Annotated in this window: 15 protein-coding genes; 8 read left to right on the top strand and 7 right to left on the bottom strand. The window is 70.4% G+C overall.

What is annotated here, in order from left to right; genetic code table 11:
• The first annotated feature begins 75 nt into the window (after positions 1-75).
• The 7 genes from AB0K67_RS15690 to AB0K67_RS15660 all read left to right on the top strand — a co-directional run bounded on the left by AB0K67_RS15690 (position 76) and on the right by AB0K67_RS15660 (position 8,074).
• Positions 76-948 carry an SDR family oxidoreductase gene (locus tag AB0K67_RS15690; RefSeq protein ID WP_364059327.1) on the top strand — a complete coding sequence of 291 codons (873 nt, stop codon included), beginning with the start codon at positions 76-78 and terminating at the stop codon, positions 946-948.
• Positions 949-1,193: 245 nt separating this feature from the next.
• Positions 1,194-2,351 carry an ROK family transcriptional regulator gene (locus AB0K67_RS15685; RefSeq protein WP_364059324.1) on the top strand — a complete coding sequence of 386 codons (1,158 nt, stop codon included), beginning with the start codon at positions 1,194-1,196 and terminating at the stop codon, positions 2,349-2,351.
• A gap of 12 nt (positions 2,352-2,363) precedes the next feature.
• Positions 2,364-3,848, top strand: coding sequence for a sugar ABC transporter ATP-binding protein (locus AB0K67_RS15680; protein WP_364059321.1), 1,485 nt, complete (start codon positions 2,364-2,366; stop codon positions 3,846-3,848).
• Positions 3,848-4,855, top strand: coding sequence for an ABC transporter permease (locus AB0K67_RS15675; RefSeq protein ID WP_364059318.1), 1,008 nt, complete (start codon positions 3,848-3,850; stop codon positions 4,853-4,855). The genes AB0K67_RS15680 and AB0K67_RS15675 overlap by 1 nt, the downstream gene beginning before the upstream one ends.
• On the top strand, positions 4,852-5,901 hold the full coding sequence (locus tag AB0K67_RS15670; RefSeq protein ID WP_364059315.1) for an ABC transporter substrate-binding protein: 1,050 nt from the start codon (positions 4,852-4,854) through the stop codon (positions 5,899-5,901). Before AB0K67_RS15675 ends, AB0K67_RS15670 begins: the two co-directional genes overlap by 4 nt.
• 17 nt (positions 5,902-5,918) lie before the next feature.
• A complete protein-coding gene (locus AB0K67_RS15665) occupies positions 5,919-7,070 on the top strand; it encodes a Gfo/Idh/MocA family oxidoreductase (protein WP_364059312.1) in 1,152 nt (383 codons plus the stop codon).
• Complete coding sequence (locus tag AB0K67_RS15660; RefSeq protein ID WP_364059590.1) at positions 7,067-8,074, top strand: sugar phosphate isomerase/epimerase family protein; 1,008 nt, start codon at positions 7,067-7,069, stop codon at positions 8,072-8,074. The genes AB0K67_RS15665 and AB0K67_RS15660 overlap by 4 nt, the downstream gene beginning before the upstream one ends.
• 182 nt (positions 8,075-8,256) lie before the next feature.
• Here the strand turns inward: AB0K67_RS15660 and AB0K67_RS15655 are convergent, their stop codons facing one another.
• The 3 genes from AB0K67_RS15655 to AB0K67_RS15645 are packed head-to-tail and all read right to left on the bottom strand — an operon-like array spanning position 8,257 to position 10,031.
• Positions 8,257-9,348, bottom strand: coding sequence for a Zn-dependent alcohol dehydrogenase (locus tag AB0K67_RS15655; RefSeq protein ID WP_364059309.1), 1,092 nt, complete (start codon positions 9,346-9,348; stop codon positions 8,257-8,259).
• Positions 9,349-9,390: 42 nt separating this feature from the next.
• Positions 9,391-9,582, bottom strand: coding sequence for a ferredoxin (locus tag AB0K67_RS15650; RefSeq protein ID WP_138716482.1), 192 nt, complete (start codon positions 9,580-9,582; stop codon positions 9,391-9,393).
• Positions 9,579-10,031, bottom strand: coding sequence for a pyridoxamine 5'-phosphate oxidase family protein (locus AB0K67_RS15645; protein WP_364059305.1), 453 nt, complete (start codon positions 10,029-10,031; stop codon positions 9,579-9,581). Before AB0K67_RS15645 ends, AB0K67_RS15650 begins: the two co-directional genes overlap by 4 nt.
• A gap of 85 nt (positions 10,032-10,116) precedes the next feature.
• On the opposite strand from AB0K67_RS15645, the gene AB0K67_RS15640 reads away from it, so the two are divergent.
• Positions 10,117-10,746 carry a class I SAM-dependent methyltransferase gene (locus tag AB0K67_RS15640; RefSeq protein WP_364059587.1) on the top strand — a complete coding sequence of 210 codons (630 nt, stop codon included), beginning with the start codon at positions 10,117-10,119 and terminating at the stop codon, positions 10,744-10,746.
• Between the two features lie 24 nt (positions 10,747-10,770).
• Here AB0K67_RS15640 and AB0K67_RS15635 read toward each other — a convergent pair whose 3' ends face one another.
• The 4 genes from AB0K67_RS15635 to AB0K67_RS15620 all read right to left on the bottom strand — a co-directional run bounded on the left by AB0K67_RS15635 (position 10,771) and on the right by AB0K67_RS15620 (position 14,968).
• The gene (locus AB0K67_RS15635) at positions 10,771-11,751 is read right to left on the bottom strand and encodes a DUF1702 family protein (RefSeq protein WP_364059302.1); all 981 of its coding nucleotides are present in this window, start codon (positions 11,749-11,751) and stop codon (positions 10,771-10,773) included.
• Positions 11,752-11,958: 207 nt separating this feature from the next.
• Positions 11,959-13,008: a prenyltransferase gene (locus AB0K67_RS15630; protein WP_364059299.1), complete on the bottom strand. Its 1,050-nt coding sequence runs from the start codon at positions 13,006-13,008 to the stop codon at positions 11,959-11,961.
• Positions 13,005-13,715 carry a methyltransferase domain-containing protein gene (locus AB0K67_RS15625; protein WP_364059296.1) on the bottom strand — a complete coding sequence of 237 codons (711 nt, stop codon included), beginning with the start codon at positions 13,713-13,715 and terminating at the stop codon, positions 13,005-13,007. Before AB0K67_RS15625 ends, AB0K67_RS15630 begins: the two co-directional genes overlap by 4 nt.
• Positions 13,715-14,968, bottom strand: coding sequence for a glycosyltransferase family 4 protein (locus AB0K67_RS15620; protein ID WP_364059293.1), 1,254 nt, complete (start codon positions 14,966-14,968; stop codon positions 13,715-13,717). Before AB0K67_RS15620 ends, AB0K67_RS15625 begins: the two co-directional genes overlap by 1 nt.
• Positions 14,969-15,021 lie beyond the last annotated feature (53 nt).

Here is a 15,021-nt window from a genome sequence, read left to right as displayed (position 1 = left end):
CCGGATCTGTGGCGCGCGCCCTGAGCCGGTTATCGTAGGCGTACTAGAACGATGTTCTCCTGCCTGGGAGGTTCGATGCTTCGGTTCGACGACAGGGTCGCGATCATCACGGGGGCCGGGCACGGCCTCGGCAGGTCGCACGCGCTGCTGCTGGCGGAGCGCGGGGCCAAGGTCGTGGTCAACGACCTCGGCGGCGCGCTCGACGGCACCGGCGCCTCGGAAGGGCCCGCCGCCGAGGTCGTCGACCTCATCACGAAGAACGGCGGCCAGGCCGTCGCGAGCACCGACAACGTCGCCACCCCCGAGGGCGCGCGGGCCATTGTGCAGACCGCCGTCGACGCCTTCGGCAAGGTGGACATCGTCGTGAACAACGCGGGCATCCTGCGCGACAAGTCGTTCGGCAAGATGACCGTCGAGGACTTCGACGCGGTGCTGGCCGTCCACGTACGCGGCTCGTACCTGGTCAGCCAGGCCGCGTACCCGCTGATGAAGGCCGCGGGCTACGGCCGCGTCGTCAACACCTCCAGCCCGGCGGGCCTGTTCGGCAACTTCGGCCAGGCCAACTACTCCACCGCCAAGATGGGCCTGGTCGGCCTGACCAAGACGATCGCCATCGAGGGCGCGCGCAACGGCATCAAGGCCAACGCCATCGCGCCCATCGCCTGGACTCGCATGACCGAGGCGCTGCTGCCGGCCGAGTTCGAGGCCAAGTTCACCCCCGAGCGGGTCAGCGCGCTGGTCGCCTACCTCGTGCACGAGTCGTGCGAGACGAGCGGCGAGGTGTTCAGCGTCGGCGCCGGCCGGGTGGCACGGGTGTTCGTGGCCGAGGGGCCGGGCTGGAAGACCGACGACATCACGCCCGAGGCGATCGCGAGCAACTGGGAGTCGGTGATGGCCGAGCAGCCGTACGTGCTGACCGCCGGAGACTCCATGAAGGCCATGCTCTAGCACCGTACGTTCCTCGGGGGCCCCGTCGCCGCACGCCGGCGACGGGGCCTTCGTGTCGGTCCGCTTCCCGAGTGCGCGTAGGCCCGGAGCCGCGCCGTCGCCGCACGTCGGCGAGGGGGGCTTTTGTGTCAGAACGGTGGATTTTTGAGAACAAACAGGTCTTTGTTCGATCTTCGGCGGAAGTAAGGCGAGTTTGGTCGATACAGGCTCTTGATTTGCCGCATCAGCGATCTTATTGTCGCGGCATGACCCCCCAGCCGGGTTCCGCCGGCGACGTGCTGACGCTGATCAGCGCGGGCTCGGCGACCACCCGTTCCGACCTGGCGAGGCTCACCGGCCTGGCCAGATCCACGATCTCCCAGCGCGTGGACGCCCTCATCGAGCGCGGCCTCATCGAGGAGACCGAGAGCGGCGAGTCCACCGGCGGCCGGCCGCCGCGCCAGCTCCGCCTGCACACCGAGGACCACGCCTTCGCGGGCGTGGACCTGGGCGCCACCCACTGCCGGGTCGCGCTCATGGACATCTCCGGCAACGTGCTGGCCGAGTGCGAGGACCCCCTGCTCATCGCCGACGGCCCGGAGAGCGTGCTGGCCCACGTGAACCAGCGCATCGACCACCTGCTCGCCCAGGCGGGCCGCCCCCACAGCGCGCTGCGCACGATCGGGATCGGAGTGCCCGGACCGGTCGAGTTCGCCACCGGACGGCCCAACAACCCGCCGATCATGCCGGGCTGGAACGATTACCCCATCCCCGAGTACTTCGAAGGCGTCGACGTCCTGGTGGACAACGACGTCAACGTGATGGCGCTGGGCGAGCACCGCAACGCCTTCACCGACATCAAGCACCTGCTGTTCGTCAAGGTCGGCACCGGCATCGGCTGCGGCATCATGGCCGACGGCAAGCTGCACCGGGGCGCCCAGGGCTCCGCGGGCGACATCGGTCACATCCGGGTCAGCGGCCACGACGACGCCGGCTGCCGGTGCGGCAACAGCGCCTGCCTGGAGGCCGTGGCCGGCGGCGCCGCCATCGCGCGCCGGCTGAGCGAGCTGGGCCTGCCCGCCGAGTCGGGCGCCGACGTCGTGGCGCTCGTGCAGTCGGGCAACACCCAGGCGCTGCGCCTGGTCAGGGAGGCGGGCCGGCTCATCGGCGAGGTGCTCGCCAGCCTGGTCAACTTCTTCAACCCCGAGGTCATCGTCATCGGCGGCGCGCTGTCGCGGGTGCACGAGCACCTCGTCGCCGGCATCAGGGAGACCGTCTACCGCAGGTCGCTGCCCCTGGCCACCCATCACCTGTCCATCACGCCGAGCCGTACGGGGATCAACGCCGCCGCCCTGGGCGCCGGGATCCTCGCGATCGAGCACTACCTGTCACCGGAAAACATCAACCGCATCGTCAACGCCTGAAAGGGACTCCCGATGCTGGTCATGAAGGGCATCGTCAAGCAGTTCCCCGGCGTGCGCGCGCTGGACGGAGTCGATCTGGACGTACGGGCGGGCGAAGTGCACTGCCTGCTCGGCCAGAACGGCGCCGGCAAATCCACCCTGATCAAGGTGCTGGCAGGGGTGCACCAGCCGGACGAGGGCACGATCACCTTCAACGGGACCGAGGCCCGCCCGAGCAGCCCCATCGACGCCATCAGGCTCGGCATCGCCACCATCTACCAGGAGCTCGACCTGGTCGACGGGCTCACCGTGGCGGAGAACATCTTCCTCGGTCACGAGCACGCCCGCTTCGGCTTCGTCAACAGGGCGGCCGGCCGCCGCGCCGCCGCCGCCGTGCTGGAACGCCTCGGCCACCCGGAGATCCGGCCGTCGGCGGAGGTCGGGCGGCTGTCACCGGCCGCCAAGCAGGTGGTCTCCATGGCCCGCGCGCTCTCCCACGACGCCCGCCTCATCATCATGGACGAGCCGTCGGCCGCGCTCGCCCACGACGAGGTGGAGAACCTCTTCCGCATCATCCGCGAGCTGACCGCCCAGGGCGTCTCCGTGGTCTACATCTCCCACCGCCTGGAGGAGATCCGCGAGATCGGCGACCGGGTGACCGTGCTGAAGGACGGCCGCACGGTCGCGGTCGGCCTGTCCGCCCGCGACACGCCCACCTCCGAGATCGTCTCGCTCATGACCGGCCGCAACGTCGAGTACGTCTTCCCGCCCAGGGCCGAGCGCCCTCCGGGTGAGGAGGTGCTGCGGGTGGAGAACCTGAGCTCGCCCGGCGTCTTCTCCGGGGTGTCGTTCTCGGTGCGGGCCGGGGAGATCGTGGGGCTGGCCGGGCTCGTCGGCTCCGGCCGTTCGGAGATCCTCGAAGCCGTGTACGGCGCCCGCCCCGCCACCGGCCGCGTCCTGCTCGACGGCCGCCCGATGCGGCGCAGCGTCGTCGGCACCGTACGCGGGGGCATGGGCCTCGCCCCCGAAGAGCGCAAGGCTCAGGCGCTGCTCCTCGACCAGAGCGTCACCGCGAACATCACGCTGGGCACGCTGCCGGGCTTCGCCAGATTCGGCTGGCTCGACCGCAAGCGGGAGCGCGCCGAGGCCCGCCGCCTGGCGGAGATGCTCGACATCCGCCCGCCCGACCCCGAACGCCCGATCAGGACCCTGTCGGGCGGCAACCAGCAGAAGGCCGTGCTGGCCCGCTGGCTGCTCGGCGGCCGCAAGCTGCTCCTGCTCGACGAGCCGACCAGGGGCGTGGACGTGGGCGCGCGGGCCGAGCTGTACGCGGTCATCCGCGACCTGGCCGAGCAGGGCATCGGCGTCCTGCTGGTCTCCAGCGAGGTGCCCGAGGTGCTCGGCCTGGCCGACCGGGTGCTGGTGCTGCGCGAGGGCCGGGTCATCCACGAGGGCGAGGCGGCCGAGCTGGACGAGCATCGCGTACTGGACATGATCATGAATGGGAGGGCGGCGTGATGAGCGAGCCCGCAACAGACCAGCCCGCCGCGAAGGCGGTGCTGCCGATGCGGCCGTCGATCCGCGGGGTGACCGAGATGCGCCACCTCGGCCTGATCGGCGCGCTGGCGCTGCTGGTGATCGTCGGCCTGATCACCAGACCCGAGAACTTCGCGACCGCCTCCAACCTGGTCAGCATCCTGTCGCTGGCCGCCACGATCGGCGTCATCACCGTGGGGGCGACGTTCGTCATCATCGGCGGCGGCATCGACCTGTCGGTGGGCGCGGTCATGGCGCTGGCCAGCGTGTGGGCGACGACGGTCGCCACACAGTCGTACGGGCCGGCGGTGATGGCCATGTGCGCCATCCTCGTCGGCACCGGGGCAGGGCTGGTCAACGGCATCCTCATCGCCTACGGGCGGCTGGTGCCGTTCATCGCCACCCTGGCCATGCTGGTCGCCGCCCGCGGCCTGGCCCAGCGCATGTCCGACCGCAAGACGCAGCTCATCCAGCCCGAGAACACCGCCATCGTGGAGCTGTCGACCACCCGCGTGCTCGGCATCCCGCTGATGGTCTACATCTTCGCCCTGGTCGTGGTGCTGGGCTGGATCGTGCTCAACCGCACGACCTTCGGGCGGCGCACGTACGCGGTGGGCGGCAACCCTGAGGCCGCCCGCCTGGCCGGCATCGACGTACGCCGGCACACGATGCTGCTGTACGCCCTGTCGGGGCTGTGCTGCGGCATCGCCGCGATTCTCATCATGGCGCGCACGACGACGGGCTCGTCCACCCACGGCGACCTGTACGAGCTGGACGCCATCGCGGCCGTCATCATCGGCGGCACGCTGCTCACGGGGGGCAGGGGCACGATCATGGGCTCGATCCTGGGCCTGCTGATCTTCACCCTGATCACGAACCTCTTCATTCTCAACGGGCTCAACACCAGCGACCAGCTGATCGCCAAGGGCCTGATCATCGTCGTCGCCGTCCTTCTCCAGCGGCGGAACCTGAAGGAGAGAGCACCATGAGTGACCACGTCGCGCGCAGGGGATTCCTCGTCGGCGGAGCCGTGCTGTTGGCGGCGGGCTGCACCAGCAACGAACCGGCGGCGGCGCCGAGCAGCGCGGCGCCCGCGCCGTCCGCCGCGGCCACCGGCGGCAACGACCAGCCGGGCGAGAAGGTGACGATCGGCTTTTCGGCCCCCGCCGCCGACCACGGCTGGATCGCCGCCATCGCCAAGAACGCCGAGGCGACCGCGAAGCAGTACTCCGACATCGACTTCAAGCCCGTCGAGCCCACCAACGACATCAACCAGCAGATCTCCGCCGTGGAGTCGCTGATCGCGGCCAAGGTGGACGCGCTGGTGATCCTGCCCAACGACGGCCAGCAGCTCAACCAGGTGGCGCTGCAGGCCACCGAGGCGGGCATCCCGGTCGTCAACCTCGACCGCATCTTCCCCGACAAGCTGGCCTACCGGACGTGGATCGGCGGCGACAACTACGGCATGGGCGTGGCCGCCGGCCACTTCATCGGCAAGCAGCTCAAGGACAAGGGCGTGTCGAACCCGGTGATCGTCGAGATCCAGGGCATCGCCACCCTGCCGCTGACCCAGGAGCGCAGCAAGGGCTTCGAGGACGCGCTGAAGACGTACGGCTTCAGCGTCACCGCCAAGCAGGACGCGCAGTTCACCGTGGAGACCGGCAACGAGGTCGCCACCTCCCTGCTGCAGGCGCACAAGAAGATCGACGCGATGTGGAACCACGACGACGACCAAGGCGTCGGCGTGCTGGCCGCGATCAAGGAGGCGGGCCGCGACGAGTTCATCATGGTCGGCGGCGCCGGCTCGCTGAACGCGATGCGGGAGATCCAGTCGGGCACGTCCGTGCTCAAGGCGACGGTCACCTACAGCCCGACCATGGCCTCCTCGGCGATCAAACTGGCGCGTCTGATAGCACAGGGGAAGGGCATGAGTGATCTGGTGGAAAACCAGGTGCCCCAGTCCATAACGCTCGCGTCCGAGACCATCACCAAGGACAACGTCGAGAACTACCTGGCGCTCGGCTTCGAATCCTGAACCTGATCGGGGGTTGCATGTCAGACAAGACCACCATCGGCGTGGGCATGGTCGGCTACGCCTTCATGGGCCGCGTCCACTCCCAGGCCTGGCGCAGCGTCGGAGCGTTCTTCGACCTGCCGCTCGCACCGCGCATGGCGGTGCTCGCGGGACGGTCGAAGGAACGCACCGAGGCGGCCGCTGCGCAGCTCGGCTGGGCCGACGTCGAGACCGACTGGAGAGAGCTGGTCAGACGCGACGACGTGCAGATCGTGGACATCTGCACGCCCGGCGACTCGCACGCCGAGATCGCCATCGCCGCGCTTGAGGCCGGCAAGCACGTCATCTGCGAGAAGCCACTGGCCAACACCGTCGCGGAGGCCGAGGCCATGACGCAGGCGGCGGCCAAGGCACCGGGCAAGAGCATGGTGGCCTTCAACTACCGGCGGGTGCCCGCGGTCGCGCTCGCCCGCCGGTACGTCGAGGAGGGACGCGTCGGCGAGATCCGCCACGTCCGCGCCGTCTACCTGCAGGACTGGATCGTCGATCCGGAGTTCCCGCTGGTCTGGCGGCTGCAGAAGGACAAGGCGGGCTCGGGCGCGCTGGGCGACATCGGCGCGCACATCGTGGACGCCGCCCAGTTCATCACCGGCCAGAACCTCCTGGGCGTCTCCGCGCTGACGGAGACGTTCATCAAGGAGCGCCCGCTGGCCACCGAGTCGGCGGGGCTGGGCGCCACCGGCTCGGCGGAGCGCGGTCCGGTCACGGTCGACGACGCCGCGCTGTTCATCGGCAGGATGTCCGGCGGCGCGCTGGCCTCCTTCGAGGCCACCCGCTTCGCCAACGGGCGCAAGAACGCCATGCGCATCGAGATCAACGGCTCGCGCGGCAGCCTCGCGTTCGACTTCGAGTCGATGAACGAGCTGTGGTACAGCGAGGGCGGCGGCGGGTTCGAGCGGATCCTCGTCACCGAGCCCGACCACCCGTACGTCGGCGCCTGGTGGCCGCCGGGCCACGGCCTCGGCTACGAGCACACGTTCACTCACGAGGTCAAGGACTTCTTGGAAGCGATCGCCAACGGGACCGACCCGTCGCCGTCGTTCGCCGACGGCCTGCGGGTGCAGCGGGTGCTGGAGGCGGTCGAGCGCAGCGCGGCCGACAACAGCCGCTACACGGAGGTGGAGGACTGATGAGACCGATCACGCTGTTCACCGGGCAGTGGGCCGACCTGCCGTTCGAGGAGGTGTGCAGGCTCGCGGCCGAGTGGGGCTACGACGGCCTGGAGATCGCCTGCTCGGGTGACCACTTCGACGTCGAGCAGGCGGTGTCCGACCCCTCCTACGTGGAGCAGAAGCGCGCCCAGCTCGAAAAGCACGGCCTGAAGGTGTGGACGATCTCCAACCACCTGGTCGGCCAGGCCGTCTGCGACCACCCCATCGACGAGCGGCACAAGGCGATCCTGCCGGCCCGCATCTGGGGCAACGGCGACCCCGAGTCGGTGCGGCAGGCCGCGGCCGAGGAGATGAAGAACACCGCCCGCGCCGCCGCGGCGCTCGGCGTGAAGACCGTGGTGGGCTTCACCGGCTCGTCGATCTGGCACACGGTCGCGATGTTCCCGCCCGTGCCCGCCTCGATGGTGGACGCCGGCTACCAGGACTTCGCCGACCGCTGGAACCCGATCCTCGACGTCTTCGACGAGGTCGGCGTGCGCTTCGCCCACGAGGTGCACCCGAGCGAGATCGCCTACGACTACCACACCACCGTGCGCACCCTTGAGGCCATCGGCCACCGGCCGGCGTTCGGCCTCAACTGGGACCCGTCCCACATGGTGTGGCAGGACATCGACCCGGTCGGGTTCATCCTCGACTTCAAGGACCGCATCTACCACGTCGACTGCAAGGACACGCGGGTCCGCGTCGGCGACGGCCGCAAGGGCCGCCTGTCGTCGCACCTGCCGTGGGCCGACATGCGCAGGGGCTGGGACTTCGTCTCCACCGGCCGCGGCGACGTGCCGTGGGAGGACTGCTTCCGCGCCCTCAACGCGATCGGCTATGACGGGCCGATCTCGATCGAGTGGGAGGACGCCGGCATGGACCGGCTCGACGGGGCCAAGGAGGCGCTGAGCTACATCCGCAGGCTCAACGCCATCACGCCGCCGAGCCAGGCCTTCGACGCCGCTTTCTCCACCACCTGAGCGGCGGGGGACCGGACCGGCCGGCGTCCCTGCGGGGGCGCCGGCCGGCGTATGTCCGGATGTCCGCTTTCTCTCCTCTTGGGCGGGAGGCCCCTGTGCGGGAGGCCCCTGTGCGGGAGGCCCCTGTGCGGGAGGCCCCGACCACGCCGGCGTCTCCTTGCGGCGCGGAGCGCGTCCGGGCGTCAGTCCATCACCACGATCTGGCGCAGCACCTCGCCGCCGCGCAGCGCCTCGACGGCGTCGTTGAGGTCGCCGAGCCGGATCCGGGCGCTGATCAGTGATTCGAGGTCGAGCAGCCCGGCCTTGTAGAGCTTGGCGAAGTACGGGAAGTCATGTCGCACGTCGGCCTCGCCGTACAGGCTGGACAGCAGGTTCTTGCCGTCGAAGAGCAGGTTGAACGCGGAGATCGACACCATGTCGTCCAGCGCGCCCGCACCCACCACGATCACGTCGCCGCCCGCGCGGGCGAGCTGCCAGGCGCTCTGGATGGTCGCGGACTTGCCGACCACCTCGAAGGCGTAGTCGAAGCCCGCGCCGCCGGTGAGCTCCTTCACCGCCTCGGCCGCCTGCTCGGGCGTGGTGGTGTGGGTGGCGCCGACCTTCCTGGCCAGCTCGTGCTTGGACACCAGCGGGTCCACGGCCAGGATCGTCCGCGCGCCGCTGACCCTGGCGCCCTGGATGACCGACAGGCCGACGCCGCCGCAGCCGATCACCACGACCGTGGAGCCGGGCCGCACCTTCGCGGTGTTGATGGCCGCGCCGACGCCGGTCGTGATGCCGCAGCCGATCAGCGCCGCCGCCTCCCACGGCAGGTCGTCGTCGATCTTGATCGCGCCCTGCCAGGGCACGATCACCTCCTCCGCCCAGGTGCCGCACCCGGCCATGCCGAACGCCGTCGCGTTGTCGCCGCCGAAGCGGAAGTTGCCCTTGCTGAAGGACTCGATCAGGTACTTCATGCACAGGAACGGCTGACCGCCCACGCACAGGTCGCACTCGCCGCACGCGGGACGCCAGCTGATCACCACGTGGTCGCCCGGCTTGACCGAGCTGACGTGCTCGCCCACCTCGACCACCTCGCCCGCGCCCTCGTGGCCGGGGATGAGCGGCACCGGCTGCGGCAGCACGCCGGACATGGCCGACAGGTCCGAGTGGCAGACGCCGGTGGCCCGGATCCGTACCCGGACGTCGGCCGGCCCGACGGGGGCGAGGGTGACGTCGTCGCGGAGGTCGAGCTTGCTGTCGGTGCCTACGGCGTGCAGGATCGCGGCGCGCATGGAAGTTCCTCCTCGTGCCTGGGGGTGGTCCGCCGTGTGCGGCTATTCTTCGATGGACAGGGCGGCTTTCGGGCAGGACCTGACCGCGTGGCGGACGCGGTCCTGCAGCTCGGGGGGTGGTTCGGGGAGCAGGATGTGCAGCTGGTCGTCGTCGTCCACCTCGAACACCTCGGGTGCGAGCCCCATGCACACGGCGTTGGCCTCGCAGACCAGCTCGTCGACCTTCACCTTCATCTGAGCCTCCTGTGATCCCATGAGACCACTCTGGTGCGCTCGACGACGTACGCGACCCGCTTGAGCCCGGTTTTCTCGACGTAGGGGAGCAGCAGCTCGTCGGCCACTCCCGGCGTCGTGCGGCGGGCGACCTTGAGGCCGATGGCCATGACGTGGTCGCGGTCCTCCACGAGCGTGGCGGTGCCGTAGACGAGCGCGCCGCGCAGCTCGTCGTAGCTCTCTCCTGCCTCGACCAGGCAGCTCACGCGGGGGTCGCGGGCGATGTTCCGGGCCTTCTGGGACTTGCGGTAGGTCCAGAACGCGATCCGGCCCTCGTCGAGGCCGTAGAACATGGTGACGAGGTGCGGCGTCCCGTCGGGGTTGATGGTGGCCAGCTGCAGCTTGCCGGAGCTTTCGAGGAACGCGGCGATCTCGTCCTCCGGCATCGCGATGCGAGCGCGCTGATTCACGTGCCAAGTAGAACAGGTTGCAGAACGGCCCGGCAAGAGCCCGGCGGAATGTTATTCGGTTCGGCTAGGGTGCAGGGCTATGACGATGCCGCCAGAGCTGCTGCGCGCGGCCCAGCAGGCCAAGGGTTTCATGCCGGACGACGAGGGCCTGGCGCTCTACGAGGCGGCCCGCCGCTACGGCAAGCTCGGCCCCATCGGCGAGATCGGCACCTACTGCGGCAAGTCGGCCATCTACCTCGGCGCGGCGGCCCGCCAGACCGGCTCCGTGGTCGTCACCGTCGATCACCACCGGGGCTCGGAGGAGATCCAGCCCGGCTGGGAGCACCACGACCCCAGCCTGATCGACCCCCGCTTCGGCAAGATGGACTCGCTGCCGTTCTTCCGCGCCACCATCGCCGCCGCCGGTCTCGAAGACGAGGTGATCGCCATCGTCGGGCGCTCCGAGCAGGTGGCCAGGCTGTGGAACACCCCGCTCGGCATGCTGTTCATCGACGGCGGACACTCCGACGAGCCCGTCACCCGCGACTATGAGGGCTGGGCGCCCCACGTCAGGACCGGAGGCGCGCTCGTCTTCCACGACATCTACCCCGACCCGGCCGACGGCGGGCAGGCCCCGTACCGGGTCTATCTGCGGGCGCTGGCCTCCGGCGCGTTCGCCGAGGTGGCCGTGACGGGGTCGCTGCGCGTACTGGAACGTGTCGCGCCCGGCATCTGAGTCGCACCTGGCACCTCGCGCCCGTCAGTAGCGGTGCCTGCGGGTCCACGCCTGGCGGATCCGCGACTGCCAGCGCTGGAAGTCCTCATTCGTGTGCGCCTCGTGCCCGAGCGCGATGAGCGCCTCGTCCGTCCAGGAGGCGGCCTCGTCGGGCTCCGCGCCCGCCAGGATCGGCACGGCCTGCGCCGCATGGTCGGGCAGCAGCCCCGAGCGCAGCCGCGCGCTCACCGCGAACGCGCACCCCTGCGCCAGGTACGCGCGGAACCCGTCGGCCCCCGCGTGCTCCGTCAGCCACCACAGCTCGTCGGCCTCGGCGCCGCCGGTGTAGGTCGCCGCGAACCCGACCCCGCTCCACAGGTCGGCCCGGCGCGAGGGCGGGTAGCTCGCGATCCGCGCCGCCACGTCGTCGGGCGAGGCGCAGTCGTGGTACCACAGCAGCCGCCCCAGGCCCTGGTCGAACACCGCGCAGTGCGCCCGGGTCAGCAGGTCGGGCATCATGCGCTCGCCCACCATGCGGTCGGTCCTGGACAGCCCCCACTGGAAGCCGAACCCGTCCACGGCCAGCCAGCGCAGCAGCGGATGCGCCCGCCGCGCGCCCCACACCGGGCGCAGCCGCAGCAGCGCGTAGCCGCGCCCGGCACCGAGGTAGGCGGCGTGGCGGTGATGCTGGGCGGGGCCGGCCAGTAGCTCGTGAAGGCGCCGGCCCCGGGTCAGAGTGAGCAGGTCGAGCACCGTGCACGCCGCGGCGGCGCCCTCGTAGCCGAAGGGCCGCTGCTCCTGCGGGATCTCCTCGACCTTCTCGATCTCGCGGGAGATCGCCGCGTTGTAGCCGAAGACGTACGACTGCTCGGCCTTGCCGAAGACGGTACGGGCGGTGCCGCCCCTGAGCCGGAACCTGCGCCGGCTCAGATCGGATTCCAGCGGGTCCTTCGCCAGCAGCCTCAGCAGCCCTTTCGGGCGCGACAGTGCCGGCAGGGTTGTCGGCTCGGTCCTGACCTGGTCCAAGAACGAAGTTGTGCCCGTGTCGCCCACGCTTCCCCCGAAGACGCCTCGTACGGCCAGACACGAAGCTAGTAACCGCATTAGGGCGTTCGGCGGCGGCGCACCGGATTTCCCCGGCAAAGAACCGGCAAAAGCGCTTGTGCGGCGCTGAGCGGCTCTCCGTCGCGTGCGAGGTGCGTACGACGTGCGTACGGCGGGCTCGGGCGCCGGTCAGCGGCCTTCCTCGGCCCCGCGTACGGCCGCGCACCCGCACACCTCGGGATCGGACACGGCGGTCCCGTCCACGTCGCGGAAGATCCCCGACCCGCCCGACAGCCCGAGCAGCGCGTCCGCCGCCAGCACCGCCGCCGCGGCGGTGTAGCCGGAGCGCTCGTGCGGGAAGTGCCGCTGGTTGGCGAACTGCCAGCCCGTCCAGTACGAGCCGTCCTCGTGCCGCAGGTGCTGTACGTCGGTGAAGAGGGCCTTGGCCCGCTCGGTGTCGCCCAGCGCGTCGAGCGCCAGCACCAGCTCGCACGTCTCGGCCCCGGTGACCCACGGCTGGTCGGAGACGCACCGGATGCCGAGCCCCGGCACCACGAACGTCTCCCACTCGCGCTCCAGCAGCTCGACCGCCTGACGCCCGCGTACGGCGCCGCCCAGCACCGGGTAGTACCAGTCCATCGAGAAGCGGCTCTTGTCGGCGAACGCCTCCGGGTGCGCCGCCACCACGTGGGCCAGCCGCCCGGCCGCCAGCTCCCAGTGCGGCTGCGGGTCGCCCAGGAGCTCGGCCAGCAGCACACCGCAGCGCAGCCCCTGGTGGATGGAGGAGCATCCGGTCAGCAGCGCGTACGAGGCGGCCCTGCCCTGCGCGTCGCGCTCCCAGACGATCTCGCCCCGCTCGGTCTGCAGCCCCGCCACGTAGTCGAGCGCGGCCTTGACCATCGGCCAGTGCTCCTCGGTGAAGCCCCGATCGCCGGTGACGAGGTGGTGGTGCCAGAGGCCGACCGCGACGTAGGCGGCGTGGTTGGTCTCGCCGCCCCGCTCGACGGGCTCGCCGCCCACCAGCTTCATCGGCCATGAGCCGTCGGTGCGCTGGTGGCGGGCCAGCCAGGCGTAGCCGCGGCGTACCGGCTCGCGCAGGCCGGCCACGGACATCGCCATCAGGCACTCGACGTGGTTCCACGCGTCGACGTGACCCTCGGGCCACGGAACGCCGCCGTCCTCCTGCTGGATCGCGGCGATGCTCTCGGCCGTCCGCACGACCTCCGCGCGGGAGATCATGGCTTCCTGATGTAGAGGACCACGCTCTTGCCGATGATCGGGTTGAGCAGGCTCTCGGCGATCCTGGTCGCGGCGGGGCGCTTCATGATGTCCCACACCAGGAGCTGGTGGTAGGCCTTGGCGAGCGGGTGGTCGTCGTTGTTCACGCCGACCGCGCACTTGATCCACCAGTACGGCGAGTGCAGGCCGTGCGCGTAATGGTGCGGCCCGATCTCGAACCCGACGGACTTCAGCTTCGCCGACAGCTCGGCCAGCGTGTAGATGCGCACGTGGCCGCCCGGCGCGGTGTGGTACGCCTCGCTCAGCGCCCAGCAGATCCGCTCGGGCAGGAAGCTCGGCACCGTCACCGCCGCCGTGCCGCCGGGACGCAGCACGCGGAAGATCTCCCGCATGGCCGTCATGTCGTCGGGGATGTGCTCGAGGACCTCGGCCGCGATCACCCGGTCGAAGCTGCCGTCCTCGAACGGCATGTCCAGCGCCGTGCCCTGGACGATCTCCCCGGTGGCGCCCTCCGGCACCTCGCCCGCCTTGTCCATGGCCGTGAACATGGCCGCGACGCTGTCCAGCTCCGACTGGTCCATGTCGAACGCCGTCACGTCGGCGCCTCTGCGCAGCGCCTCGAACGCGTGCCTGCCGCCGCCGCAGCCCAGGTCGAGCACGCGCACGCCGGGGCCCACGGGAAGGCGGGCGAAGTCCACGGTCAGCACTACTTGCCTCTCCTCTTGTGGTTCTCGATGGCCTCGTGATACGCCTCGACGGTCCGCTTGGCCACGACGTGCCAGGTGTAGCGCTCCATGACACGGTCGTAGCCCGCCTTGCCCACGCGCTCGCGCTCCTCGGGCGAGTCGTGCAGGCGGCGCAGCACCGCGGCCAGCTCTTCGGCGTCGCCCGGCCGCACCTGCACGGCCGCGTCGCCGACCACCTCGGGCAGCGCGCCCGTACGGCTGGCGACCAGCGGCGTGCCGCAGGCCATGTGCTCGACGGCCGGCAGGGAGAAGCCCTCGTACAGGGAGGGCACGACGGAGATCTCCGAGGTGGCGATCAGCTCGCCCAGCTCGTCGTCGGAGATGCCGTGCACGAAGCGCACCCTGTCCTGCAGCGACAGCTCCTGCACCAGCTGCTCTGTGGGGCCGCCGGGGGTGGGCTTGCTGACGACGGTGAGGTGCACGTCGCGTTCCGTGGCCAGCTTCGCCACCGCGCGCAGCAGCGTGGCCACGCCCTTCATGGGCGAGTCCGCGCTGGCCACCGCCACGATCGAGCCCTTGCGCCGCGGCTTTTCGGGGCGGGGGTGGAAGTAGCGGGTGTCCACGCCGAGCGGGATCAGCCGCATGTTGGCCTGGGGGACGTTGAAGTCCCGGTGGATGTCGGCCAGCGACGACTCGCTGACCGTGAGGATGGGGCTGAGCCTGGGGGCGACGCGGGCCTGCATCTTCACGAAGCCGTACCAGCGGCGCAGGCTCAGCCTCTTGGCGCCCTCGGCGGCCTCCAGCTCGATGCGGCGGTCCACGCTGATCGGATGGTGGATGGTCCCGACCACGGGGAACAGCCGCTTGATGCCGAGCAGGCCGTAACCGAGGGTCTGGTTGTCCTGGACGACGTCGAAGTCGCCGACGCGTTTCTTCAGCTCGCGGTAGGCCCGCAGGGTGAACGTCAGCGGCTCGGGGAAGCCGGCCGTCCACATCGTGCCGACTTCCAGCCAGTCGATCCAGTCGCGGTACTCGTGCAGTTTGGGGGTGCGGAACGGGTCCTCGTCGCGGTAGAGGTCGAGGCTCGGCACCTTCTGCAGGATGACGCCTTCGTCCAGCTCGGGGTACGGCTGGCCGGAGAAGACCTCGACGTGATGCCCGAGCGCGACGAGTTCCCGGCTGAGATGACGGAGATAGACACCCTGACCACCACAGGTGGGCTTGCTGCGGTAGGACAGAAGCGCGATCCGCAGCTTTGGCTCCCGCACGGACACCCCTTTCTCCGCCGGTAGGGCCCAGGATCGGGCGTGTACCGTGGCAGATGACC

This window comes from Nonomuraea sp. NPDC052634 (assembly GCF_040678535.1).
GTDB lineage: Bacteria > Actinomycetota > Actinomycetes > Streptosporangiales > Streptosporangiaceae > Nonomuraea > Nonomuraea fastidiosa.
Note: the sequence above shows the minus strand (reverse complement) of the source record. Positions and strands in the feature narration are given on the sequence as shown.

Coding starts and splice junctions, on each gene's coding strand:
- AB0K67_RS15675 (WP_364059318.1), top strand. CDS start 3,848: ATGAGCGAGCCCGCAACAGACCAGCCCGCCGCGAAGGCGGTGCTGCCG.
- AB0K67_RS15670 (WP_364059315.1), top strand. CDS start 4,852: ATGAGTGACCACGTCGCGCGCAGGGGATTCCTCGTCGGCGGAGCCGTG.
- AB0K67_RS15640 (WP_364059587.1), top strand. CDS start 10,117: ATGCCGCCAGAGCTGCTGCGCGCGGCCCAGCAGGCCAAGGGTTTCATG.
- AB0K67_RS15630 (WP_364059299.1), bottom strand. CDS start 13,008: ATGATCTCCCGCGCGGAGGTCGTGCGGACGGCCGAGAGCATCGCCGCG.
- AB0K67_RS15665 (WP_364059312.1), top strand. CDS start 5,919: ATGTCAGACAAGACCACCATCGGCGTGGGCATGGTCGGCTACGCCTTC.
- AB0K67_RS15685 (WP_364059324.1), top strand. CDS start 1,194: ATGACCCCCCAGCCGGGTTCCGCCGGCGACGTGCTGACGCTGATCAGC.
- AB0K67_RS15690 (WP_364059327.1), top strand. CDS start 76: ATGCTTCGGTTCGACGACAGGGTCGCGATCATCACGGGGGCCGGGCAC.
- AB0K67_RS15650 (WP_138716482.1), bottom strand. CDS start 9,582: ATGAAGGTGAAGGTCGACGAGCTGGTCTGCGAGGCCAACGCCGTGTGC.
- AB0K67_RS15680 (WP_364059321.1), top strand. CDS start 2,364: ATGCTGGTCATGAAGGGCATCGTCAAGCAGTTCCCCGGCGTGCGCGCG.
- AB0K67_RS15655 (WP_364059309.1), bottom strand. CDS start 9,348: ATGCGCGCCGCGATCCTGCACGCCGTAGGCACCGACAGCAAGCTCGAC.